Source organism: Peribacillus sp. YIM B13477, assembly GCF_042787955.1.
Taxonomy (GTDB): Bacteria; Bacillota; Bacilli; order Bacillales; family DSM-1321; genus Peribacillus; species Peribacillus frigoritolerans.
Genome location: NZ_JBHZPD010000008.1, coordinates 196140 through 213719 on the forward strand (window position 1 = coordinate 196140; position 17580 = coordinate 213719).

Below are 17580 nucleotides of genomic sequence, written 5' to 3' on the forward strand. Positions count from 1 at the left end.
AAATGAACATAAAAAAAGGGAGCCTTGGATGGCTCCTTTTTCATGGTTTAGTTTCTCAAAAGTCTTAAGCTGTTCAGTATAACGAGGATTGTGCTTCCTTCATGGCCAATGACGCCATATGGGAGGTCCAGGAATTGAAGGAAATTGGATGCTATCAGAATCATGATGACCGAAATGGAAAAGATGACGTTTTGTTTGATGATCCGATTCATCTTCTTGGATAATTTGACAGCTTCCGCGATGCGCGGCAGGTCATTCTTCATCAGAACGACATCCGCTGTTTCCAAGGCAACATCCGTTCCTTCCCCCATTGCAATACCAACAGATGCTGTTGCCAGAGCAGGTGCATCATTGATGCCATCCCCAACCATCGCTACAGTGCCAAAATGTTCTTTAAGCTTTTTCACTTCAGTCACTTTCGTTTCTGGCAGGCATTCGGCAATATATGCATCAATATGGCTCTCCGAGGCAATCGCTTTAGCCGTTTTTTCACCATCGCCTGTCAGCATGACGGTATGGATGCCCTCATTCCTCAAAGCTTCGATGGCTGTTACGGTTTCATCACGCACGACATCTTTCAAAGTGAGTATACCGGCAATTCCGTGATCATCTTTAGCATACACGATTGTCTTACCTTGTTCAGCCAATGTCAGCGCAATGCCATTTTGGAATCGTTCTGCTTCACTGCGACCGACGAAATCAGCTTTTCCGACTTGCCAAAGCACGCCATTGATGTATGCTTGAACCCCATTACCGGAGATATCTTCCATGTTAACCGGTTTAATGATATCTCTTTGCAATTTCGTTTTGGCATAACGAACGATCGAAGTTGCCAAAGGGTGGTTCGAATAATTTTCAACAGATGCAATGTGAAATAAGAAATCTTCTTCGTTTAAATCTTCGCGGATAATGACATCCGTTACTTCTGGTTTTCCTTTTGTCAATGTACCGGTTTTATCCAAAGCAATTGCCTGCAGGTTACCTAGATTCTCAAGGTGGATGCCGCCTTTAAACAAAATGCCATGACGAGCACCATTTGAAATGGCTGAAAGTGTAGCAGGCATAATAGAGGCCACAAGGGCGCAAGGAGAAGCGACAACGAGCAGGATCATCGCCCTGTAGAATGTTTCGGTCCAGCTCCACTCCAATAGAAAATGGGGTACGAACATCATCAAACCGACAACCGTCAATACCACTTTTACATAAGTCCCTTCAAACCGTTCAATGAACAACTGGGAAGGGGACTTTTCACTTTGTGCGGATTGAACGAGAGTGATTATTTTTTGAAATAGTGTTTCACTTGCCGGTTTGGTGATTTCCACGGTAATCGTACCACGGAGATTAACCGTTCCAGCGAAAACTTCATCATCCAATGATTTACTGACTGGTATGGATTCGCCAGTAATGGCGGCTTCATCGATATTGGTACGTCCGTCCGTGATTTTTCCATCTGAAGGAACTCTCTCACCCGGTTTCACTAAAATCAGATCCCCGACATGCAACTGGGAAACGGACACGGTTTCTTCATATCCGTTAGTGATGCGCAGCGCTTCTTCAGGCTGCAAGTCCATAAGTGCCGAAATTTCTTTATGGCTTTTATTCATCGTGTATGTCTCAAGGGCGCCGCTTAAAGCGAAGATGAAAATCAAAATGGCACCTTCCGTCCAGTATCCGATGACAGCAGAACCGATGGCCGCAAAAATCATCAGCATCTCAACATTCAATTCTCGGTCGGCAATCGTATCTTCTATGCCTTCTTTTGCCTTGGCATATCCGCCAATCAAGAAAGAGGCTAAGTAAATGACGATGGAAGCGGACTCCATTCCGTTCTTTGAAAGGGCCCAGCCTAAAACTATTAATAAACCGCTGAATAATGCAGCAATAAGTTCTAAATGAGGTTTTGCTTTTTCCAACCAAGTGGTTTTGCATGTAGCCGGTTGGGTTAAATGTTTAGTATCTGTAGTCATAAGATTCCCTCCCACATTCTTCTCTATTTTGTGTAGATGATATAGATTATCATTTGCTTTATATCTAATTGAGAAAGATAATCAACGTCATTTCTCTGGATAAAATATGAAAGCTGCCATCGTAATTGCGATGACAGCAATGTTTTCAAAGGTTTATTAAGGTGATGTCCCTTTTGTTAATATTATATTACCACATATCCTATTCAGAAATAAAGAAGAATGATTCTAATCTAGTAAAAAATATAAAGTATCGAATCTCCAATATACAGGCACTCTTGATAAATACCGGTCAAATTGAATAATAAAAGAAGTAGTCCAGATAATAAACTATATTACATAACTGAAGCAGGCATTTTCTCCTTAAACAAGGCCAATGAAATGAAGACAAGGAAAAGCATGATGCTGATCATGTAGAAAAAATTCCCGCCTTGGATATGATCAATGACAAGGCCGCCAAAAAATGGACCGCCGATGCTGCCGAGACTAAAGAAAATACTGCATAATAAATTTCCTGCAGGTAATAGGTTTCGAGGCAAAAGATCTGCCATATAACTGATTCCCAGCGAGAAAGTCGAACCAACCATCATTCCGCCAAACATAAAGCAGATGAATAGACCAAGCACTGAATAGGAATAAATCCCTGCAAGCGTGAATATGGCAAACCCTGAAAAAAGGATCGTCAGCAAGGTCTTTCGCCGTCCAAAACGGTCACTTATCATCCCCAAGGGAATCTGGGTAAGTAGGGTCCCCGCGGAAAATGCCGGAATGATGATGGAAACTGCGGTTAAATCGATTCCGGAACGCAGGGCGAATACAGGAAAATTGCTATTCAATGATGCCTCAAGCACGCCGAATGTGAACGGAAGCAAAAATGCGACCCAAGCTATGCGGCTCACTTTCGTAAACCTTTTGAGTGTGCCCAGGAATGAGGTGCTTTCGGAATCATCCTGTTCAGGAAGTTCGTTTCTAATAAGGAAAACAGCAGACCAAGCCAGAAGGCTAAGTATGGATGTGATGATGAAAGGCAAAGACTGATTAATCTCGAGAAGCTTCGTCATCAGCGGGCCTACCATGAAGCCAAGACTGAAGAAAAGTCCATAAATGGCGAGATTCCTTCCGCGCTTCGTTTTAGGTGAAATGGCAGTGATCCAGGTCTGGGTAGCAAAGTGAAGTGTATGATCGCCGATTCCAATGAAGAAACGAAGGACAAACCAAAACCAGAATGATTTCCAAACAGGAAATAAGGCAAGCGATAGAATGACCGTTATCCCGCCAAATACTATCAAAGGCTTATAGCCGTATTTACGGAGGGGTGCTTCCATAAAAGGAGAAATCAACAGAATTCCAATATAAAGCGAGGCTGCATGAAACCCGTTCAGGGATGAACTAATTCCGTCATTTTCAAAAATGATGGCAATGATCGGCAGAAGCATCCCTTGAGAAAACCCCGATATGCCGACAATTAAGATTAAAACGCTAAAAAGCAATTTATTATTCATAAAATCAAGTCTCCTAAGAAATGTATACCTTCTTGATGTTACATCTTAGGAAGAGGATTAAGCAATAGAAATTTGGGTAAATATTGACAAGGAGAGAGGAGATGATAAAACTTTCCTTTGTCTTCGCCCGAAGATTTTGTATGATAGTTTTTGTTACATAAAAAGAACTATAGGATTGTGAGGAGAAGTATCGTGAATAAAATATTTTTGGGGCTTGTCCTGCTGGGAGTCCCTATATCTGTCATCGGGTCATTTTTGCATTGGCCGAGTGTGATCATGTTCATCGTATATTGCTTAACCATCGTCGCGCTTGCAGGCTTCATGGGCCGGGCGACTGAAAGCTTAGCGATCGTCATGGGACCAAGGATTGGCGGTCTTTTGAATGCAACCTTTGGGAATGCAGTGGAATTGATCATATCCATCTTTTCATTAAAGGCGGGGCTTGTGGGGGTCGTGTTGGCTTCTTTGACTGGTTCCGTATTAGGGAACTTATTGTTGGTGGCAGGCCTTTCATTTTTTGTCGGAGGGACTAAATACAAACGGCAGAAGTTTAATGTATTCGATGCGAGACATAATGCCGGTCTATTGATTTTTGCGGTTATTGTAGCCTTTGTCATACCGGAAGTATTCACACAAGACATGAGTGAATCAAGCACGATGTCGTTAAGTGTAGGAATTTCCATTATACTGATCTTATTATATCTTGCTGCATTATTCTTTAAATTGGTGACTCACCGCGGGGTATATCAGCATACGGAGAAACCCGAGGAACATGAGGAGGAAGTACCGGAGTGGAGCAGGAAAAAGGCAATTATAATACTTGCTGCCGCTACATTGGCTGTTGCGTACGTATCGGAGAAACTTGTCCATACGTTCAGCGAAGTGGGGGAAACCTTCGGATGGTCGGAGTTATTCATCGGTGTCATTATCGTTGCAATCGTGGGTAACGCGGCAGAGCATGCGTCCGCCGTCATAATGGCCTATAAAAACAAAATGGATGTCGCAGTGGAGATAGCCGTCGGTTCCACGCTTCAAGTAGCGATGTTCGTAGCTCCTGTACTCGTACTTATTTCGTTAATGTATCCAACGCATATGCCGCTCGTCTTCACACTGCCAGAACTGATTTCCATGGTTACAGCAGTCTTCTTGATGATCATGATTTCCAATGACGGGGAAACGAACTGGTTTGAAGGCCTTACCTTATTGGCTGCTTACTTCATTATGGGAATTGGATTTTACTTATTATAAGAATGCAGGCCTTCCGATGTGGAAGGTCTTTCTTTTAATAAAATAAAAATGACTCTGCTCAGGTTAGATTTAGCAGAGTCATTTCTATATTAGTAAATTACCATTCATAAGTTATTCCAAAATTTTTCATCATGCTTTTGTAAAAGTTGAGAAAATATTCTAGAGTGTCACACCATCCTTTTACATCAGATTTAAGTATTGGCGAATTCGTTTTCTGTCATCCTTTAAAAGGGTGTCATGGATTGTTCGATAAGCATACCTCCTGAAGGTTTAATAGGTATGAACGATTTCGCCTCCTTTTTATAATGTAAATTAAGTATAACCGATTTGAAAAGAAAAGTAAATATTCTGAACTTTACAAATTCATTACAAAGTTGAAATCTGAATGAAATGTATAGAATGTTGGCTAAAAACAAAATCTATAAACAAATGATTGAACCCCTCAAAAGGAGTGCGACAGCATGAGAAGAACTATTCTTATTACGATGATTGCCCTAATTGCCTTCATACAGGCGAATGTAAGTTTTGCAGCAGATATACCAGAAGTCAAAGCAAATCCGAATAAGGTGAATATCCCTCCTTCCGTATTGAATATTGCAAAGGAGAATACGTATCCGAACCCGACCCAGGATCTTCCGATGCTGCAGCCAAGTAATCTTGCCGAACAATTGATCGAATCGTCGGATATCAAGATTGAAAATCCAGAACTCATCCAAATGTTGAATGAATCCGCAATTGCAAAGGCCCCGCTTGCTTTTGGATACAGGGCGACCATTTACCTTGGTCATTGGGCCTTGAATTATGAGTCTTCGGAAACGGCACCAAACTGGGAATACCAAAAAATCAATACGAATTACTATGATAATCGCGGCGGTGAAGTTCCATATAAGATCCGTTATGTCCAGGAAAGTCAGAAGGCAGTGAGTGGCGGTCTGACGGCGAAAATTCCTAAGGCTGAGGATGTTCAAAAGATGATGCTGTTAAAAGCCACCGAGAAAACGAATTTGCCTTTGGCTTTTGAAACGATCATTGGAGCTGGTACGAAAAAAGATCAAGTATACAATGTTGCGTCAAATAGGATTGGTTACTTATCCAGTTTTGCTTCCGCCGTAAATGAAAAAGGCAAGGTCACATATGGGGAAGTGTATTTGAACCTAAAAGGAAATAAAAGAACCATTACGATAAAGAACATCACTTCCCAAGGCATCGGTGCATGGATACCGGTTCAGGACCATGTTTCCTTCAGTTTTACAGTCTCACAGCAACCCAGGTAAATTGAAAAACTCGCCGGATTGGCGAGTTTTTCTTCATATGGTTGACTTCCTGATCCTGAAGTCCTCTTTCGGGTAGTATGCATTTTTGACGAGTACATTCGGACCTAGACATTTGACTGCCGGGCAGTGGCAATTCAATTCATTGGCCAGTTTCGAATTCGTCCATGTTTCATAGGATTCGGTCAAGGGCTGATCTTTGATATTCCCTAATGTAGGCGCGTCCCCAAAATCGGTCACGATCACTTCCCCGGTGAAAATATTGATGTTCAACCGTGATCGTCCATCAGGATCATTTCGCACAGTCACTTTATGTGAACCATAAAGGCGTTGAAGCAGCTTAATATCCTCTATACTGTTATTGCAAGGATAAAATGGCAGGGTACCGAAAAGCATCCAAACATTTTCATCCCGGATATCAAGCAAATGATGAATCGCTTCACGCATTTTGTCCAGTGATAAAGTTTCAAGTGCCGAAGCGAAATCGCTTGGATACATCGGATGAATTTCATGCCTTTGACATCCCATTTCATCGACGATCTGCCTGTGAATATGCTCAAGATGAGGCAATGTCCGTTTATTAAGCATCGTTTCCGCAGATACCAGTACACCAGCCTTTGTCAGGGCACGGGAATTTTCGATCATTTTATCAAATAATTTCTTTCGCTGTTCCCGGGATGGTTTTCGATCCATCATGGCAAAGCCGATATCAATGAATTCATCGATCGTTCCCCAATTATGGGAAATATGGAGAACATCCAAATAAGGAATGATTTCCTCATACCGTTCCAAGTCAAGGGTCAAATTGGAATTGATTTGTGTCCGGACCCCGCGACTACGGGCATATTTCAAAAGAGGCAAAACATAATTCTTCACTTGTTTTCTTGAAAGCATCGGTTCCCCGCCAGTAATGCTGAGCGAGCGAAGCAAAGGGATCTCATCAAGGCGCTGGATCAGTAATTCCAGAGGCAGTGCATCCGGGTCCTTGGGCTGGAGTGTGTAACCGACGGCACAATGCTCACATCGCATATTGCAAAGGGTGGTGGTGGTGAACTCCACATTGGTAAGGCTGAGTTTTCCATATTGTTCAACGTCCATATATGCTTCCCAAGGATCATACTTGGGTGTAATTGGTGTTAAAAGATCTTGCTTGATTATTGACATATTTAAAACTCCTTACGTAATAATGCACTAACCCATTATGAACAATGGGGACAAAAATTGTCAAATGGCGGAGAGCTGCATTTATAGCTTGCCATTGCACTTTCAAGCAGATTTCGTTACGATGAAAGAAGAACGGAAGGAGAGTGCCTCATGGGAAAATCCATTACAGGTAAAAACGAACAATTAACATACTTAAAAGAACGCCTCACGATGTTCATGGAAGTTCTTGATCATATAGAACCGGAAAATACGGAGTTGGAAGATATAGACCGTTTAATCGGCATGATAGATGATTTGGAAGGCAAAGTGGAACAATTCAAAACCCGCGAAGACTAATATCTGTTTCGATAGTATGATTTTTTCAATGTTAATATTCATGAGGGGATGACGAGAAACTTCGTCATCCTTTTTTGATGGAAATGTTTGGTGAAGAAATTCAACATATGGGCTATTTCTGGCGCTTTACTCATTTCTCTCCAAATTGCTGTTCATTAAGAAAAATAATTACTTGTTTTCGAAAGATTATGTTAGATGTATAATAAAACGGGTGTGAATCATTCACTATTTATAGAGAAGCAGGGAAATGATTAAATCTAATCTAGGGGAAATAAGAGGGGGAAGAGAAATTTGGATATTCAAAAATTCCAAGAAAGTATGTACAGTCTTATCGTTGAAACTTCAACGAATCTTCCAAAGGATGTTCGTCGTGCGGTCAAAAGTGCAAAACAACGTGAAAATGCAGGTACTCGTTCTGCATTGAGCCTGACCACCATCACGAATAATATTACAATGGCTGACGACAATGTATCACCGATTTGCCAGGATACTGGTCTGCCGACTTTCAAAATAAAAACTCCAGTTGGCGTCAACCAACTTGAAATAAAAAAAGCAATTCGAAATGCAATCATTTTAGCGACAAAAGGCGGAAAACTTCGTCCAAACGCAGTTGATTCTTTATCGGGTGAAAATAGCGGGGATAACCTTGGGGAAGGTCTTCCTGTCATTAAATTCGATCAATGGGAAAAAGACTATATTGATGTTCGTCTCATCTTAAAAGGCGGCGGCTGTGAAAATAAAAACATCCAATACAGTCTGCCTATGGAACTTGAAGGATTGGGAAAAGCGGGCCGTGATTTGGACGGAATCCGTAAATGTATCCTTCACTCTGTCTACCAAGCACAAGGACAAGGCTGCAGTGCCGGCTTCATCGGCGTGGGTATCGGAGGGGACCGTTCATCCGGATATGATCTGGCTAAGGCTCAACTTTTCCGCAGTAATGAAGATGTGAATCCGAATGAAGATCTTCGTCAACTTGAAGATTACATCATGAAGACTGCTAATGAATTGGGCATCGGCACGATGGGCTTTGGCGGCGAAACTACACTGCTTGGATGTAAAATCGGTGTCATGCACCGTATTCCGGCAAGCTTTTTCGTATCCGTTGCTTACAACTGCTGGGCGTTCCGCCGTTTAGGAGTGAAAGTCAATCCTGAAACAGGCGAAATCAATGAGTGGTTGTATCAAGAAGGCGAGAAAATCGACTTTGCTCTGGAAGCAGAAAAAGCGGCGAAGGATGAAGTGGCAGCCGCTGCAGAATCGGACGTTGAAGCTTCCCGTGAAATCACCCTGCAAGCACCAATCACGGAAGAACAAATCCGTGAATTAAAAGTGGGTGACGTAGTTCATATTAACGGCAGAATGTATACAGGCCGTGACGCCATCCACAAGCACTTATCTGAAAATCCTGCACCAATCGACCTGGATGGACAAATCATCTATCACTGTGGACCAGTTATGCTGAAGGATGAAGAGGGCAAATGGCATGTGAAGGCCGCCGGACCAACAACAAGTATTCGTGAAGAACCATACCAAGGCGATATCATGAAGCGATTCGGCATCCGTGCAGTTATCGGTAAAGGCGGAATGGGACCAAAAACACTTGAAGCATTAAGTGAACACGGCGGCGTTTATCTAAATGCAATCGGCGGGGCTGCTCAATATTATGCAGACTGCATCAAATCCGTCGAAGGTGTGAACTTCACTGAATTTGGTATTCCAGAAGCAATGTGGCATCTTAATGTTGAAGGATTCACTGCAGTAGTTACCATGGATTCACATGGAAACAGCCTGCATAAAGACGTTCAGCAATCTTCATTGGAAAAATTGGCACAATTCAAAGAACCGGTATTTAAATAAATGTTTGGCAAAAGACGCTCACCAAAAGGTTGAGCGTCTTTTGCATATCTTACTCTTTGACTTCCGGCAGTGGATCGATCCTTGATGAATCCTCCAAATTCAATCCGCTTTTCACAAAATGAACAAACACTCCACCACTTAAACCAAGACAACCAACAAAGCCAAGAGTGATAACCCATTCCAGCATTACATTCCCCCCTTGGTACATGTATATGAAAAAAAAGGCGAAAATTACCTCAGAAAAGTACAATCTTTTGGAATGGTCGCACATACATTAGAAGAGAAAGGAGGGATTTTCATGCAGAATAACTACATCTTATTCTTTTTCGCCATGATAACCGGTTTTGCTTTCATCCAACTTCCTGTGGCAAACACGATTTTCTCCGGTCTTGAAACATTCCTTGACGTAGTCGGAATTGTAATCGTTCTCATTTTCGCCATCGCCATTATTTGGAAGGCGGCACAAGCGTTATTTAAAGGATAAACAGAACATGGAGGCCTATCCTTTTCGGAGGAAGGGCCTTTTTTTTTGTTTTGCGAGGAATTTGACCTTCACAATATCATGCATATAAATCTCCATGTTCCAAACAATAAGAAAAATGACATGGGGGATATTCCAATGAAAAAAATGGTGATTTTATCCGCTTTTATATGCTTGATATGCTCTTTGGCCAGTCCAGCTTTTGCAGAATCCTATAATTGGGGATTCAATAAAGGGAAAAATGGTACACCTGCCGATGCCGGAAAAAAATTCAATGAAATGCTGCCTGAATATGAAGCGATTTATAAGGGGGATACAAAGAAAAAAGTCGTTTATTTAACCTTTGATAACGGTTATGAAAATGGCTATACGGCCCAGATTTTAGATGTTCTGAAGAAACATGGTGCTCCTGGAGCTTTTTTTGTCACGGGTCATTACTTAAAAACGGCACCTGAGCTTGTTGTCCGTATGGCCAATGAAGGGCATATCGTAGGAAACCATTCATGGAACCATCCGGATATGACCAGCGTGACGGACGATGTGATCCGCACCGAGCTTGAACGGGTAAAAGAAGCAACGGAAAAATTAACGGGGCAAAAGGGAATGAACTATTTAAGGCCGCCTCGTGGCGTATTTAATGAGAGAACAATGAGGGTCGCAAAAAAAGAAGGGTATTACCACATCTTCTGGTCACTGGCATATAGGGACTGGATTGTAGATCAACAAAAGGGTGCAGCTTTTGCACATGATGAAGTGCTTAAGCAGATTCATCCCGGCGCGATTTTATTATTGCATACCGTATCGAAGGATAATGCGGAAGCATTGGACTCGATTCTGACGGATCTTGAAAAACAGGGGTACACCTTTGGTAGCCTTGATGAATTAATGATTGCGAAACAGTTGCCGAACCGAATGCTTTATTAAAATGAGAAGCGGGTCCTGTCGTGATATTTCAGGTCCCGCTTTTATCCATTCTTCTCGATTTCAAGTAATATTTCAGGAAACATGCTATAATACGTGGAAAACTGCTAAAGGATGGATCGCTTGTGTGGACAGAAAAATTACAGGTTCAAGGACCCTATAATTTCGATCTTGTTCTCGAACGATTATCGTTAGACCCACTTCAGGTAGTTGATTTTACTAACAGGACGGTAAAAGTTCCGCTATATATAGAAAAAGAACCGATCGTTTTGCAGGTTCAGGCAATAGGAAATATCGATGAACCATCTTTTATCATCAAAGGTCAATCAGAGGTGTACAAGTCAAAAGCAATCGAACGTTTAAAAAAGGTTTTTCATTGGCATCAGCCATTGGAAGGCGTTTCCCGGCACTTCCGGGAATCCGATTTGCGGGAAATCTTCGAAGAGCACCGCGGTACTGCCATCGTCTTGGACTTCGATTACTACAGTTGCCTCGTGAAATGCATCATACATCAGCAATTGAACTTATCTTTTGCCCATACGCTCACGGAACGATTCGTTAAAACCTTCGGCTTCCAGATGGAAGGCGCCTGGTTTTATCCGAGACCGGAAACAACCGCCCAACTACAAATCGAGCAATTAAGAGCCATTCAATTCAGTGGCCGGAAAGCGGAATACGTCATCGGACTTTCCAAGCAGATCATTCAGGGCCATCTCAACCTAGATATAATGGAAAAGCTATCCGATCAAGAGGTTATGGATACACTAATAAAAATACGCGGTATCGGTAGATGGACGGCTGAAAACTTCCTGCTTTTTGGACTTGGCCGGCCGAACCTATTTCCTAAAGCCGACATTGGCATTCAAAATGCCTTGAGAATATTATATGGCTTACCGCAAAAGCCAACCCAAGAAGAAATGGAGTCCTATAGTGTGAAATGGGCTCCATATCTAAGCTACGCTTCCCTCTATTTGTGGAGAAGCATTGAAAAACGGAGTGAAAAGAAATGACAAACATTCAAGATACAAAACTAGAAGTGAATCAAACCCTTCCCCTTACGATTAAACGGCTGGGAATTAACGGAGAGGGAGTCGGTTATTTCAAAAAGAAAGTCGTCTTCGTCCCAGGAGCATTACCTGGTGAGGAAATTGTAGCTTTGGTTACAAAGGTTCAGCCAAACTTCACCGAGGCGAAAATAAAAACCATCCGTAAAGAATCACCGCATCGCATTGCAGCGCCATGTCCGGTTTACGCTGAATGCGGCGGTTGTCAGTTGCAGCATTTGAGCTATGACCAGCAGCTTATTGAAAAACGCGATATCGTCATTCAAGCGATGGAACGTCATTCAAAATTTCCAGTTTCTTCATTAAATGTAAAAGAAACGATCGGCATGGAAGATCCTTGGAATTATCGCAATAAAAGTCAGTATCAAGTCGGCCAAAAAGATGGCAAGCTGATTGCGGGCCTTTATGGCATGAATTCCCATACACTGATCGATATCCCGAATTGCCTTGTACAGCATAAGGCAACGAATAAGGTAACACGTACAGTGAAAAAGATACTGAAGAACCTGAACATCTCAATTTATAACGAAAGAAAAAGAAAAGGTGTCATCCGTACTGTCATTACACGGGTAGGATTTGAAACAGGTGAAGTTCAGGTTGTCCTTGTTACGGGAGCGGAGGAAATTCCACAAAAAGATCAGTTGCTAAAACAAATTCGTGACCAATTGCCAGAAGTGAAATCGGTCGTACAAAACATCAACAACCGGGACACATCACTGATCTTTGGCGAAAAAACGATTCACCTGGCAGGCGAAAAAGTCATCAACGAAACATTGGGTGACCTATCATACGAACTATCGGCCCGTACATTCTTCCAGCTTAACCCGGTTCAAACTGTCCGCTTATATGATGAAGTGAAAAAAGCAGCAGCCTTAACCGGCACGGAAAAAGTGGTTGACGCTTATTGCGGTGTTGGAACCATTGGGCTATGGCTATCTGAAAACGCCAAGGAAGTCAGAGGAATGGACGTCATCAAAGAATCCATTGAGGACGCCAAGAAAAATGCCAAAAAACATAAACGCAACAATGTATACTATGAAACAGGCAAAGCCGAGAACATCCTTCCACGCTGGACCAAAGAAGGCTGGAAACCGGACGTACTGGTCGTCGACCCGCCAAGATCCGGCTGTGACCAATCTTTACTGCAGACAATCTTGAAAGTTAAACCGAAAACCATAGTGTACGTATCATGCAACCCGTCCACATTGGCGAAGGACTTGCAAGAACTGGGCTCTTCATATCGAGTGGAGGCCATGCAGCCCGTGGACATGTTCCCGCAAACGAGCCATGTGGAAGTAGTAACCTCATTGAAGCTGATTAAAGAATAAGCAGAGTGATCCGGGAATCTGTAAAAGGTTCTCGGATTTTAATCTGCGTTTATTTCCAACCATTTGTGAAATAATAAAAGTACTGTGAAAATCGAGAAATACATAGGAGGGTTTTGGATGCATAATCATGATATATTAATTCGATTAAGATATGCGTTGGATATAAAAAATAAAGATATGGTTGAGATATTTAAACTTGGGGAGATCGAAGTGACAATGGAAGAAGTCATGCAGATGCTCACAAAACCAAAAGATGATTATTATGATGAATATGAAGAATATGATGATTTGGATGAAGCTGATGATGGGGTAAACTGCAATAACATGATGCTAGAGTCCTTTTTAAATGGTTTGATCATTTTTAAAAGAGGGAGACAAGAGCCAAAACCTGGTCAGCCTCAAATTCAGGCAACGGCTGTGAAGCATAAGGAAAGTGTGAATAATATCCTTCTGAAGAAGCTGAAAATAGCATTATCATTAACCAGTGAGGATATGATTGATATTTTGGAAGAAGCAGGAGTCATGATAACCAAAGGGGAATTAAGCGCTATATTAAGAAAAGTGGGTCATAGGAATTATAAAGAGTGCGGAGATCGATACGCCAGGAATTTCTTAAAAGGATTAACTTTGAGATATAGGGGATAACACTGTAACATGCCCATTATGAATCAGATCATGAAATCGTGAAAAATACTTTTCACGATTTCATGATCTTTTTTTATGATGTTATTGAAGGGATAGAAAGTGCGAAATAGTAAAAAAACACAAGGGACCCTCAAGGCAGGAAAAATGGACATGGTACGATGGAGAAAAGAATTTTACAAGAGCAGAGGCTATGAAAAAGCAAGAAAAGGGATTAAAAAACCAATTCGATCCGGAAGATATGAATAGAAAAGATGATCGAAATCATCCCGGCTGACCACCATAAATTCCGTACTGTCCATCCCGAGAAAACGGAAAAACGGATGAAGGAGACCGAAAAGGAACGGTGGGACATGGAAATCTGATTTATGGAGCACTACTGTCCTAGGATTAGTGAAGTAGAGGAGTAATTTGTTAGTTATGCATGGATTGTGGACAAGGAAGAGAAATAGGGAAAATCCTTATTCTTAACTCTTTTATCCCATTCCTTTGCATGACTTTTTTGTTTTTTGGACGTGAGATTCAATTCAATATCCGAGCTGATCAGCAGCTCATTTTTTATTGTTGTAATGGACTTAAGCGTCCATTAGTACAATGTAAAACAGACAAAAAAGAGGATAATTAATCCCCTTGATGACTATAGAATAATTAGGAGAACTTGGTATTTCCTGCAGTTTTTATCTTTAAAAAACAATCCAGTTGATTGGAGCGGTTGAACGGGACTCCTGCTTAAAAAAGCGACCCCTCAGGCGCAAAGCCCCCCGAGGAAAGCGATTGCCTGGAGAGGGAAATAAGCCTCAAAAACAGTTCATGATCAGGAATGAACCATTCTGAACTTCCTTTTGTCAACAAACTGACTGAAAGAGATTTCTCCCCTTGGTTTACTTGTCTTCGTTTGTTTGTTCATCAGGTTTTTGGACGATTTCTTTTAATTCTCCAATATCACCTTTTGCATTGATAATCTCAAAAATCTCATTTAGGCCTTCTGAGGTTTTTTCATCTTCCGTTCTCACTATACCCCTCCTTAATTAGGTTAATGGTTAAGGTCTCCAAAAAACCAGTAGATATAACATCGTTTGCCTTGGAAAATTGATGAAATTCTCTTCGTATTTTCATTGATATAAACGCATTTTAGGTGGATGTTGATTGTAAGAACTACAAAAATTCAAATTTTTTGTCCACACAATATGGACAACATTAAAATTATCCATTATTATGAGTGTTATAACACTTAGTATAAAGGGATTTTCACTAATACTGTGTGTGTTTTTGGAGAAGACACGTGTATTTTTAGAAAAAAAGGGAAAAAATACAATATTTTTAAAATAGGTGTAAAACATAAAAAAATCCTGCATGTATTCCAACCATCAATAAGGGGGTATATTAAATGTCAAGTGAAATATTAAATGAATTTTTGAAAGAAAATTTGGAAGATTTAAAAGAAAAGGGACTTTACAACGTTATTGATCCAGTGGAAGGTGCTAATGGTCCGGTTATCACGATTGCGGGCAGGGAGCTAATTAATTTATCATCCAATAATTATTTAGGTTTAGCAACAGATAGACGATTAATAGAGGCTTGCATAGAAGCGACGAAAACATATGGTGTCGGTGCAGGTGCCGTTCGTACGATCAACGGAACGTTAGATATTCATGTCAAATTGGAAGAAAAGCTCGCCGAGTTTAAGCATACAGAAGCAGCCATTGCTTATCAATCTGGATTTAACTGTAATATGGCAGCGATTTCAGGAGTGATGGATAAAAATGATGCCATTCTTTCAGATGAACTGAATCATGCTTCAATCATTGATGGATGCCGACTATCCAAGGCAAAAATCATTCCCTTTATCCATTCCGACATGGACGATTTACGGACAAAGGCACGTCAAGCAAAGGAGTCCGGATTGTATAACAAGATCATGATCATTACCGACGGAGTGTTCTCGATGGATGGGGATATAGCCAAACTTCCTGAAATTGTGAAGATTGCCGAAGAGTTCGACTTAATTACGTATGTTGATGATGCGCATGGTTCGGGTGTATTAGGTAATGGTGCAGGAACGGTTAAGCATTTTGGGTTATCGGATAAAGTGGATTTCCAAATTGGAACATTATCCAAAGCCATTGGTGTTGTGGGGGGCTATGTAGCAGGAAAGAAAGATTTGATTGATTGGTTAAAGGTGAGAAGCCGTCCATTTTTATTTTCAACGGCTGCCACACCGGGAGCAGTTGCAGCTAGCATAGAAGCCATCAATATTTTGATGAATAGCTCAGAACTTCAAAATAAGCTTTGGGAAAATAGCGATTACTTGAAAAAAGGCCTAAAAGAATTAGGGTTTGATATCGGGGAGAGCGAAACACCGATCACGCCTTGCATTATAGGTGATGAAGCAAAAACGCAGCAATTCAGCAAGAGGCTGAATGAAGAAGGTGTGTATGCTAAATCCATCGTATTCCCTACCGTTCCAAAAGGTACTGGAAGAGTGAGGAATATGCCTACTGCGGCTCATACAAAAGAGATGTTGGATAGCGCATTGGCCATTTATGAAAAAGTAGGAAAAGAGATGTCGATCATATAAGTAGATTGCTTGTTTCAGAGTTTAAAACATGGGGAGGGATTTTTGATGAAAAAGGTCTTGGTAACGGGAGCTTTAGGTCAAATTGGTTCAGAACTGACGCTAAAAATGAGAGAGGTTTATGGAGCTGACAATATCATTGCGACAGATATCCGAAAAACGGACAGTGATGTTGCTCAATCAGGTCCATTTGAAGTTTTGGATGTTACGGATGAAAAAGCGATGTATAACATGGCAAAAAAACATGAAGTGGATACGATTATACATTTGGCCGCTTTATTGTCGGCAACAGCTGAAAAGAAGCCGCTTTTAGCTTGGCATTTAAACATGGGCGGATTGGTCAATGCTTTGGAAACGGCACGAGAACTCGATTGCCAATTATTCACACCTAGTTCCATTGGTGCGTTTGGTCCAACCACTCCTAAAGATTGGACACCGCAAGACATCATTCAACGGCCAAATACGATGTACGGCGTGAATAAAGTATCCGGAGAGTTATTATGTGATTATTATCATCATAAATTTGGGGTTGATACGAGGGGGCTTCGATTCCCGGGACTGATTTCGTATGTCACGCCTCCTGGCGGCGGAACTACCGACTATGCAGTTGAAATTTACTATGAAGCGATTAAAAACAAGCGATATACTTCTTACATTGATAAGGGAACGTATATGGACATGATGTATATGCCGGACGCTTTAGCTGCCATCATTGCTTTAATGGAGGCCGATGCTTCAAAATTGAAACATCGGAATTCTTTCAATGTTTCTGCCATGAGCTTTGATCCGGAGCAAATCGCAGCCGAAATTAAAAAGCATATACCGGAATTTGTCATGAATTATGAAGTCGATCCTGTAAGACAATCCATTGCAGACAGTTGGCCAAATACAATTGATTCAACATGTGCAAAGGAAGAGTGGGGATTCAAGGCGGAATATGATTTGGAGAAAATGACCAATGATATGTTGTTAAAGCTGAGATTAAAGTCCCTTTTGGTAACAGCGTAATAAACCTGCCAGCCGAATAAAAGAGTTGCAAAACTCTTTTATTCGAGTTATTTTATACAGGGGAATTTTTACCGTTTAAGGGGTGAACTTGTTATAACCGGTAAAAAGTAAGCGCTTTCTATGGCACCTAGGACAGAATAAAGAATTAACATGAAAATGGATAGTAATCTTTCCAACTGTCAGGAATGCTTAAAAGTGAAGAGTGATTTTATGAGG

The 17580-nt window shown here is 41.3% G+C and carries 16 protein-coding genes; 11 read left to right on the forward strand and 5 right to left on the reverse strand.

Annotated features, from left to right (window positions below; translation table 11 throughout):
- Positions 1-47 precede the first annotated feature (47 nt).
- On the reverse strand, positions 48-1967 hold the full coding sequence (locus ACFX4H_RS21475) for a heavy metal translocating P-type ATPase (RefSeq protein WP_377436169.1): 1920 nt from the start codon (positions 1965-1967) through the stop codon (positions 48-50).
- Positions 1968-2299: 332 nt separating this feature from the next.
- Positions 2300-3466: an MFS transporter gene (locus tag ACFX4H_RS21480; protein WP_377436170.1), complete on the reverse strand. Its 1167-nt coding sequence runs from the start codon at positions 3464-3466 to the stop codon at positions 2300-2302.
- Positions 3467-3655: 189 nt separating this feature from the next.
- On the opposite strand from ACFX4H_RS21480, the gene cax reads away from it, so the two are divergent.
- On the forward strand, positions 3656-4714 hold the full coding sequence (gene cax / locus ACFX4H_RS21485) for a calcium/proton exchanger (RefSeq protein WP_034306474.1): 1059 nt from the start codon (positions 3656-3658) through the stop codon (positions 4712-4714).
- Positions 4715-5175: 461 nt separating this feature from the next.
- Positions 5176-5988, forward strand: a complete 813-nt coding sequence (locus ACFX4H_RS21490) for a YfkD famly protein (protein ID WP_034305665.1) — start codon at positions 5176-5178, stop codon at positions 5986-5988.
- A gap of 33 nt (positions 5989-6021) precedes the next feature.
- Here the strand turns inward: ACFX4H_RS21490 and yfkAB are convergent, their stop codons facing one another.
- On the reverse strand, positions 6022-7143 hold the full coding sequence (yfkAB, locus tag ACFX4H_RS21495; RefSeq protein ID WP_376708046.1) for a radical SAM/CxCxxxxC motif protein YfkAB: 1122 nt from the start codon (positions 7141-7143) through the stop codon (positions 6022-6024).
- A 156-nt stretch (positions 7144-7299) separates the two neighbouring features.
- On the opposite strand from yfkAB, the gene ACFX4H_RS21500 reads away from it, so the two are divergent.
- Positions 7300-7485: an SE1561 family protein gene (locus ACFX4H_RS21500; RefSeq protein WP_034305661.1), complete on the forward strand. Its 186-nt coding sequence runs from the start codon at positions 7300-7302 to the stop codon at positions 7483-7485.
- A 291-nt stretch (positions 7486-7776) separates the two neighbouring features.
- Positions 7777-9345: a fumarate hydratase gene (locus ACFX4H_RS21505; RefSeq protein ID WP_034305659.1), complete on the forward strand. Its 1569-nt coding sequence runs from the start codon at positions 7777-7779 to the stop codon at positions 9343-9345.
- 49 nt (positions 9346-9394) lie between these two features.
- Here the strand turns inward: ACFX4H_RS21505 and ACFX4H_RS21510 are convergent, their stop codons facing one another.
- The gene (locus tag ACFX4H_RS21510) at positions 9395-9532 is read right to left on the reverse strand and encodes a hypothetical protein (protein ID WP_174878768.1); all 138 of its coding nucleotides are present in this window, start codon (positions 9530-9532) and stop codon (positions 9395-9397) included.
- Between the two features lie 111 nt (positions 9533-9643).
- On the opposite strand from ACFX4H_RS21510, the gene ACFX4H_RS21515 reads away from it, so the two are divergent.
- From ACFX4H_RS21515 to ACFX4H_RS21535, 5 genes are all read left to right on the forward strand, one after another.
- Positions 9644-9829 (forward strand): hypothetical protein, encoded by a 186-nt coding sequence (locus ACFX4H_RS21515; RefSeq protein ID WP_034306471.1) that lies wholly within the window; start codon positions 9644-9646, stop codon positions 9827-9829.
- 135 nt (positions 9830-9964) lie between these two features.
- Positions 9965-10750: a delta-lactam-biosynthetic de-N-acetylase gene (gene pdaA, locus ACFX4H_RS21520; protein ID WP_376708045.1), complete on the forward strand. Its 786-nt coding sequence runs from the start codon at positions 9965-9967 to the stop codon at positions 10748-10750.
- Positions 10751-10872: 122 nt separating this feature from the next.
- Positions 10873-11757 carry a DNA-3-methyladenine glycosylase family protein gene (locus ACFX4H_RS21525; protein ID WP_377436171.1) on the forward strand — a complete coding sequence of 295 codons (885 nt, stop codon included), beginning with the start codon at positions 10873-10875 and terminating at the stop codon, positions 11755-11757.
- A complete protein-coding gene (gene rlmD, locus ACFX4H_RS21530) occupies positions 11754-13139 on the forward strand; it encodes a 23S rRNA (uracil(1939)-C(5))-methyltransferase RlmD (RefSeq protein ID WP_283867062.1) in 1386 nt (461 codons plus the stop codon). The genes ACFX4H_RS21525 and rlmD overlap by 4 nt, the downstream gene beginning before the upstream one ends.
- Before the next feature lie 117 nt (positions 13140-13256).
- On the forward strand, positions 13257-13784 hold the full coding sequence (locus ACFX4H_RS21535; protein WP_241637247.1) for a YehS family protein: 528 nt from the start codon (positions 13257-13259) through the stop codon (positions 13782-13784).
- Between the two features lie 878 nt (positions 13785-14662).
- Here ACFX4H_RS21535 and ACFX4H_RS21540 read toward each other — a convergent pair.
- On the reverse strand, positions 14663-14794 hold the full coding sequence (locus ACFX4H_RS21540; RefSeq protein WP_283867064.1) for a hypothetical protein: 132 nt from the start codon (positions 14792-14794) through the stop codon (positions 14663-14665).
- Between the two features lie 374 nt (positions 14795-15168).
- Between ACFX4H_RS21540 and ACFX4H_RS21545 the strand changes: the two genes are divergently transcribed.
- Both ACFX4H_RS21545 and ACFX4H_RS21550 read left to right on the forward strand, forming a co-directional pair.
- On the forward strand, positions 15169-16359 hold the full coding sequence (locus tag ACFX4H_RS21545) for a glycine C-acetyltransferase (RefSeq protein ID WP_053533707.1): 1191 nt from the start codon (positions 15169-15171) through the stop codon (positions 16357-16359).
- Positions 16360-16404: 45 nt separating this feature from the next.
- Entirely contained in the window at positions 16405-17364 is a 960-nt protein-coding gene (locus ACFX4H_RS21550) for an L-threonine 3-dehydrogenase (RefSeq protein ID WP_034305644.1), read from the forward strand.
- Positions 17365-17580 lie beyond the last annotated feature (216 nt).